The following is a 7,896-nucleotide window of genomic DNA, read 5'->3' on the forward strand; positions in this document are numbered from 1 at the left end:
GGTGGAGGTGCCCACTCGGCGGGGACAACGGGCCTAGTCTTGGACGATGAGACTGCAGCGGGTCCTCGGGGCCGTCGTCGGGATCGGCGCGGTGGTGACGGTGGCGGCCTGCTCGTCGACGTCGGCGCCCCTCCAGGCTCCGTCGTTCTCGATCCCGCCGGCGTACACCCCCGTCGTGGTGAGCCAGCTCGGCGCGCCGACCTTTCCGTTCAAGGGCTCCGACGGCACGTTCCACATCGCCTATGACCTCCAGCTGACCAACGCGGCCACCGTGCCGGCGAACATCGTAAAGATCGAGGTGGTCCGGGCCGACCGGCCCGACGCGGTGCTCGCGTCGCTGTCGGGGCCGGAGTTGGTCGATCCGGCCTGCACGTACGGCGACTGCAACCGGCTCCGGCGGCTCCCGTCGGCGCCGGCCGACTCGTCGGTGATCGGTCCGCAGGAATCGCGCGCCGTTCTCGTCGGCATCGACCTCCCATCGCTCGATGGCGCGCCGACCACCGTATTGCACCGGTTGACGCTCACCGGGGCGGCCAGCCCGGCGGCGACCCGGCCGACGGCGCTCAGCTACCTGGCCGGGCCGGTGAATGTGGCAGCGGGAACCCCGCGCACGATCGGTGCGCCGGTCGCCGGAAAGAACTGGGTCGCGATGAACGGATGCTGCGGCATCGGCACCGCGCACGTGTCGGCGCTGGCCCCGTTCAGTGGCGGCCTCGCCAACACGCAGCGCTTTGCAATCGACTGGATGCGGACCAACGACGACGGGGAATTCGTGACCGGTGACCGCATTCGCAACGAGAGCTATGCCGGGTACGGGCAAGAGGTGCGGGCCGTCGCCGACGGGACGATCACCTCGACCCTGGACACACTCGAACCGAACCGGCCCGGTGTCCTGCCGGCCGACGACCCGGTGCTGGCGAAGACCATTACCGTCGAGACCGTCGACGGGAACAACATCATCCAGGACCTCGGCGGCGGCGTATGGGCGGCCTATGCGCATTTGCAGAAGGGCTCGCTTCTGGTGCGGCCGGGTCAGCGGGTGACGGCCGGACAGGTGATCGCCCGGCTGGGCAACACCGGGAACTCCAATGCGCCGCACCTGCACTTCCAGCTGATGAACGGACCCACCCTCGTCGGCGGCGACGGTATCCCCTACGTGATCGGCGAGTTCGGCTACCTGGGGTTCATCCCGCAACAACGGATCAGCGACATGGACGACTATGCGACGGGCCGCTTTTTCGCCGATCGGCTGGGCGCGCCGCAAACCCGCCGCGACGAGCTGCCGATGAATGCGGTGATCGTCGACTTTCCGCGGTAGGACGGCAGTTTTGGATACCAATTTGGTAACTCTGAGAACTTGAGTTATCGGATGGTCACTCAAAAATCAATGATAGTGCAGGTGGGGCGTATGCCACCCGTCGGTTGATGTAGACACGCCGCGAACAGCGGATTTGACTTTTGTGACTGGTGCCACCCAACCTGGGACCTTGTGCTGGACTACTTCAGGCAGGGGCGGGGAACGTTGATGGGTATGTCACCGATGCGTGCACGCATCCGCACCGCTTCGGTTGGAGCGATTGCAATAGCGCTGGCAGCGACCAGCCTGGGGGCCTCGTCCGGGCACGCACTGCCCCGTCCTGCGCCGCTCGCCCCGGGTCTCGCCGCGTTGCCGACGCCGCTGCCAGACCCCTTCTACCGGGCTCCGGCGAACCTCGACAAGAAGCGCAACGGGGACATCCTCGCCGCACGTTCGCGAAGCAACCCCCCGGGGTTCTTTGATGTCCGCACCTATCAGCTGAGCTTTCGCAGCTCCGACTCATTGGGGCAGCCGATCGCCGCGGTGACCACCGTTATGGTGCCGAACCGGAAGATGGTCAACGCGCCGCTCCTGTCGTTCCAGCACGTCGTCAACGCAACCGGGTTGCAGTGCGCTCCGTCGCAGGCGCTGTGGACCACCGACCCGAACCTCGCTATTCGCGAGGCGCCGGGTCTCAATGTTGTGCTGCAACGCGGCTGGACCGTGGCCATCCCCGACCATCTCGGTCCGCGCAGCGCATACGGCGCTGCCCGGCTGGGTGGGCAGATCACCCTCGACGGGATTCGTGCGGTCCAGCAGTTCAAGCCGGCCGCCGTGCAACATAGTCGCGTCGGTTTGGCCGGCTATTCGGGCGGTGGCATGGCGACCGCGTGGGCCGCGGCGCTGCAGCCGACCTATGCCAAGGATCTGAAGATCGCCGGCGCCGCGTACGGCGGTGTCCCGATGAACCTCATCAAGATGGCTGAGGGGCTCGGCTACGCCAACCCGCACCCGGCCTTTGGCCTGGCGTTCGCGGCGGCGATCGGGCTCTCGCGCGAGTACCCGGCGGCCCTGCCGATGCGGCGCTACCTGACGCCGCTCGGCCAGCAGATGTACCGCGAACTGCGCAACGCCTGTACCAACGACATCCTCCGCGTCGGAGCCGGACACAGCGCTCGGCAGGTGGCCGTCGGTGGACGTGCCCTCTTCGACGATCCGACGGGTCGCCACAAGGTGGAGGAGAACAGCCTCGCCCTGTACCCGGGGGTGCCCAAGACCGCGATCTTCGAGTGGCACAGCCCTACCGATGTGTTGATCCCGGTCAGTTCGATCGACAGCACGAACCGCCGCTACTGCCGCGCCGGAGTGCGACTGCAGTCATTGCTGACTCCCTCGCCCGACCACATGTCGGCCGCCGTGATCGGGATCCTGCCCGCCCTCGCGTTTTTGCAGGACCGGTTCGACGGCCGGCCCGCGCCCAGTAACTGCTAGAGGCAGCAGCGAACCTGCGCTGACCGGTCTGCCGGCTGCGGCCGGCCGGGGGGTGGTCTAGCTGTTAGGTCCCGGGGACGTTCTGGACGCCGACACGGTGGGCCCGCGCCTTGCCCCGATCTCGGTATGGGGTCGGCGGCGAGGGGGCCGGTTAGTACTACACCTACCGCACGACGAGGTCGTCGGCAGTGGCGCTCAATGTGATGGGGGCGATCGGCTTACCCCGCATCCACTCCTGGTAGAACCGGCGCACGGCGGGGTCGGTATGGCGCGCCGCGTAGACGTCGGCGGGCAGTTGGATGGCGCCGATGAGATGGCGCGGGACAGCGGTCAGCCCGGGGCTGCTCGGCGCCATGCGCATACCGTCGGCCGTGTGCAGGAGAACCGGAATCCGGGTGCCCGACGGCGTGCTGACGACGGCGGGCCGGGTGGTGGCGGCGGGATCAAAGTTGGCTACCGTCAGCCGGTACCCCGACGGCGCGGCCGACAGTCCCGCCTGATCGAGGAGCCGTGGATCGACCACACTGTAGGGGAGTCCGATGTCGTTGAGGAGCTGACCGTCGACCAGCGCCGTTCGCGAGGGCAACGATGCGGTCAGGTGCCACGGCATCGGCGGCGCGAGAGTCGCCGATGACATGTCGCCGGGCGTGTTGGCCAGCAGCGCGCCCGCGAACGGGCTTCCCGTCGGTACGAACACCCAGGACCGGGCGTGAAGTTTCTTGTGCCAGAAGCCGTTTCGGCCATTCTGGCGTCCTTCGACGCGCAGCTCGCGATTCTCCGGGCCCGGTCCGGGGGAGACGACGGTGAGTGCCGAGGTGATCTCGCCGGGAATCTTGGGCTGGCGTTGCCAGTCCGGTGCGGGGAGCTGCACGGCGGCGGTGGAGCGGTCGACGTACTCCCGTGCCAGGCTGTCCGCGCTGGGTTTGCCGTCCTGCCGGAACCAGCTGTAGCGGAAGAACACCGAGTCCGAGCCGGACGAGTCGAAATCGAAAGTGCGCGTGTACATGTCGCCGTATCGGTTGACGACGAACATCGTCGACGCCGACGCGGAGAGCGCGACCGACTGGAAGCGCCCGCCCACTGGACCGCCCACCTCGTACGAACGGTCGTTGGGCAACCAGGGGTCCGCGTAGACGATGCGGCTGCCGTCGCCGGTGAGCGCCGGAACCATAGTCATCTTGGCTTGCCCGCTCGGGTGAACCCGGCCGGCGATATCGAGATAGGCACGGTTGTCGGTCGGCGACGTGACCGACAGCGCCCACCCATGCGGGCGCACCGTGTTCGGCGGAAGCGTTTGACCGGGGCCGGTCCACAGCATGGCGCCCCACGCGGAGGTCCAGTTCCACAGCAGCGGTGACTGGGTGACGTTGTCCATCGTATAGATCCACCGCTCGCGGTCGATCCCGATCATCTCGTCATCGTCGAGAGAGATCGCATCGAGTTGGCCGCGCAGGCACGACGGCAAGGGCACGACGCGCCAGGACGTCGTGTGACGCGGTCGCGCGATGAGGGTGTGGCCGATCAACGCGAACTCCCAGAACCGGTTGAACTGGGTGCGCTCGGTGCGCAGATCCACCCGGGCGGGTGCGGCGCCGCCCCGATAGCGCGGAAGGGTGTCGAAGCCGGTGCGGTTGCCGGTCGACGGGAGCCCCGGTGGAACCTGGGCGGTACCGAACGGCACACACCGCTGTGGTCCGGCCACCGTCGGCCCCGGCCCGGTCAGGAGTGAACCGGCAACGACACCTGCGACCACGGCGAGGATCGCGCGCGATTTTCCCGGTGGGGGACTCATACGGCGATCATAGACAGCGCTAATGCGCGGGCAGGCGCAAGGAGAGAAGATCACCCGATTCGGTGCCGATGGTCAATCGAGCCGAATCGACGGGGTCGACCGCGGCGGCCGTCAACGGCTGCCCGAGGTCGTATGAGCAGGTGCGCCCCGTCTTCGTGTCCACGGTGATCAGCTGGCCGGTCGCCGTCGCGACGGCAAGCCGGTGCTGGGGAAGCGTCGCGAGGTCGTCGAGAAATCCCGGCCGCGGCCCGGTCAGATCGAGGGTCGACGCGGCAGCGGGATGGTGGATCGGGATTCGCAGCACCCGGCCGGTCCGGCTCGCGATGAAGGTGACGTACAGGTCGTTGCCGTCGGCCGTGATGCCGTCGACTATCAAGCCGTTGGTCAACGGTGCGATTGCGCTGGCCGTCTGTGCAGACCAGGCCCGGTCGACGGAGCCGTTCGGGCGGATTCGCAGTACCCCCAGGGCGCCATCGGCGACGTAGAGGGCGCGGTCAGCACCAAAGGCCATCCCGTTCGGCATCCCGAGGCCGCGCGCAAAGGTGTGCGGGACCGGATGGGCGGCGGTGGAATCGAATCGGAGGACCCGGCCGGTGCGGACCGCGCCGGGCAGCATATTCATCGTCGTCGTCCCGGACGCCACGTACATCAGGCCGTCCGGGCCGAGGCGCACGGCACCGGGAGACTCGACGGTGACGACCGCCGTGCGCCGGCCCTGCGCTGAGAGGCGCTCGACCTCGCCCTGGTTCAGCCGCGACACCCATAGCCGCCCGCCCTGGTCATACCCGAGGTTCTCCGACCACGCGAAGACGGGAACTTTCGCCGTACTGAGCACGGTGACCGACGGTGAGCCACACGGCGGGGCAGCCGTTGCGGCGGGAGGGGTGCTCAACGTCGCCGACACGGTCACGACGATTGCGGCGAGGACGAGAGCCGCGGTGGTGCTACGCATCCGGTCACGCTATCGCGGCCGGAATCGCCGGGGTTCAGTCGCCAGGGGCGATTGGCCGAATCGTGTCCGAGTCGGTTCCGGCCCGAATCCGTGGACACCGACTAGCGGTTCGAGATCAGGGGCACCGCCTGCTCGTCGTCGGTCCAGGAGCCGTGGTGCCCGATCATCGCTGATTCGAGTGGTTCATCTGCCGGGCACACGAGAACGGTGTCGCCCTCGGCGACGGCGATGAGGTCGCCGATTCGTTGTCGGATCGTCGCGATCGGCGGTGTCGAGCCGAACCAGTGCTCGTCGAGCGCCTGTTCCCGGGTGGCGATGCGCGCGTTGCCGGCAAGTCCGCCGGTCCAGCGGTCAGCGATGTCGAGAACGGCGCCGGGCCGACCGGCATGCACGTGCCGAACGCGGGCCTCGCCGGAAATCAGTGCCACGTCGTGCCGGAAGAGCGGATCGGCGTCGAGGTCGATCACGGTGCCCGCGTTGATCATTCCGTGGTCGCCGGTGATCAACAGGGTGCAACTGCCGGGCAGGTCGGTCATCAGGCCGGCCACCGTCTGATCGATTCGGGAGAGCTCGGCGAGCCACTCGGGAGACTCGGAGCCGAAGAGGTGGCCGGTCATGTCGAGCGCCGGGTGGTAGGCGTAGGCGAATCGTCTCGTGGTGCCCGAGTGAGTGGCCACCCGCAGGATGCCGTCGCGTACCGCGTCGAGAGTGTCGGCGTCGTGGAGCGTGCCGGCGGTGCGGAACGCGGCCCGCGTCAGGCCGGAGGTCGCCTGATACCCGGGCACCACATAGTGCACCTCGATGTCCCGGGCCACCAGCCCCTCGATGGTGCTCGGGTACGGCTGCAGCTGTTCGGGCGGATGATCGGCGCGGGCGTCGGGGCCGGCAGCGCTCCCCAGACGCCAGCGCAGTGCATTGAAGTTCGCGAGGCCGTCGTCGGACGGGACCGCGAAGCTGTATCCGATGATGCCGTGGGTGGCGCATGGGGCACCGACCGCGAGACTCGTGATGCTGGTCGCGGTGGTGGCGGGAAACCCGGCGCGGAGGGTTCGCCGCACGCCGGCCGCCAGGGCCGGTGCGACCTCGGGGTGGCGGGCGAGCAGTTCGCCCCCGAGACCATCGATCAGGAGCACGACGATGTCGCGGGCGGGAACGACGGCCAGGGTGTTCTCGGCAACTCCGCCGAAGGCGCTGGCGACGGCTGGCAGCACGTCGGCCAAGGTGTGATTCACGGGCTACCGCACGGTCATCAGGAGTGCCGACGGGGTGGTCAGGGGTAGCCGGTAGCGGCCGCTGCGCCGATTCGCCCGCTCGGTTGCCCGGGGGGTGAAGCCGCCGGCCGCGGTGACCGTGGCGGCGGCATACCGCGTTCCGCTGAGGGCGTCCGGTGATGGGGCGGTCAGCCGGGCGACCTCGGCGTCGCCGGCGGATCCGCCGGCCACGTTGACCACGATGCGGCCGCGGAAGGCGCGGTCGAGGTTGTCGACGATGACCTTCACCGAACCATCGCCCATCCGCACCGCATGCGCGGTGATGCTGGCACCACCGGCGTCGACGGTCACCGGCAGGATTGCGCCGCCCACCATTTGATGAACCATCAGGGTGCCGTAGTAGTTGGGGTTGACCTGCGCGGTGTCGCTGCGTTTCGCGGCGGGACTGCCGAAGCAGAACACCGGATAGCTCTGGCAGTCGTCGACCTGGTTGTGCAGGTTGACGCCGGTGACTCCGAGGCGGGCCGCCGTCATCAAATAGTCGACGGTCCATAGTGCTGCGCCGAAGGAGTTGGTGACGCCCTCACGTCCCTCTCTCGCCACGGAGTTGGTTTCCGCCAACTGCGGCCGCAACCCGGCACGGTGGGCCAGCGCGGTGAACTGGCTCAGGAATTTCGTCTGCCGGGCCCGGGTATCGGGGGACAGCAGTCCGTCGACGGTGGGCAGCGCGCCGGCCGCGCGTGCCGCGGCGACGGGAACGCCGAGGCGGGTGATGTTCACAAACGGGTAGTAGTGTTGGTTGAGGGTGCGGCTCTGCTTACCGAAGGCTTGTACATAGGCGGTCAACCACGGCGCAACCATCGACGGCCACAGCTGATTGTCGATTGCGGGGATTCCCACCGCGCCGGCCGCGGTGTTGGGACCGTCGAAACGTACCGCCCCGGCGGCGGCGCGGATGGCTTGGCGATAGACCCTGGCGTCACGGATGTAGCCCTGCGGGTCATAGGGGCGGCGGGTGCCACCCGGCGCTTGGAGGACGTGGACGTTGGGCTCGTTGCCGATTTGGATGGCGCGCAGGCCGGCGCCGAGGCGTCGCGTCGCGGCCGCGGCTTCGTTGGCGGCGGCGGCGGGATCGAAATGCCCGAGGTTCACC

At 68.6% G+C, this 7,896-nt stretch carries 6 protein-coding genes; 2 read left to right on the forward strand and 4 right to left on the reverse strand.

The genetic code is table 11. The features are described 5' to 3' along the window. The first annotated feature begins 46 nt into the window (after nucleotides 1–46). Entirely contained in the window at nucleotides 47–1,318 is a 1,272-nt protein-coding gene (locus B4M62_RS05570) for a M23 family metallopeptidase (RefSeq protein WP_290705984.1), read from the forward strand. A 222-nt stretch (nucleotides 1,319–1,540) separates the two neighbouring features. After that, complete coding sequence (locus tag B4M62_RS05575; RefSeq protein ID WP_290705985.1) at nucleotides 1,541–2,788, forward strand: lipase family protein; 1,248 nt, start codon at nucleotides 1,541–1,543, stop codon at nucleotides 2,786–2,788. A gap of 163 nt (nucleotides 2,789–2,951) precedes the next feature. On the opposite strand, the gene B4M62_RS05580 is transcribed toward B4M62_RS05575, so the two are convergent. The 4 genes from B4M62_RS05580 to B4M62_RS05595 all read right to left on the reverse strand — a co-directional run. Beyond that, the gene (locus B4M62_RS05580) at nucleotides 2,952–4,580 is read right to left on the reverse strand and encodes a hypothetical protein (RefSeq protein ID WP_290705986.1); all 1,629 of its coding nucleotides are present in this window, start codon (nucleotides 4,578–4,580) and stop codon (nucleotides 2,952–2,954) included. Nucleotides 4,581–4,599: 19 nt separating this feature from the next. Further along, nucleotides 4,600–5,532, reverse strand: coding sequence for an SMP-30/gluconolactonase/LRE family protein (locus tag B4M62_RS05585; protein WP_290705987.1), 933 nt, complete (start codon nucleotides 5,530–5,532; stop codon nucleotides 4,600–4,602). Nucleotides 5,533–5,633: 101 nt separating this feature from the next. Then, nucleotides 5,634–6,764 (reverse strand): alkaline phosphatase family protein, encoded by a 1,131-nt coding sequence (locus B4M62_RS05590; protein WP_290705988.1) that lies wholly within the window; start codon nucleotides 6,762–6,764, stop codon nucleotides 5,634–5,636. A gap of 3 nt (nucleotides 6,765–6,767) precedes the next feature. Further along, nucleotides 6,768–7,896, reverse strand: a 1,129-nt coding sequence (locus B4M62_RS05595; RefSeq protein WP_290705989.1) for a hypothetical protein, incomplete at its 5' end; no start/stop codon positions are given.

The organism is Gordonia sp. UBA5067, assembly GCF_002414845.1.
GTDB classification, from domain to species: Bacteria; Actinomycetota; Actinomycetes; order Mycobacteriales; family Mycobacteriaceae; genus Gordonia; species Gordonia defluvii.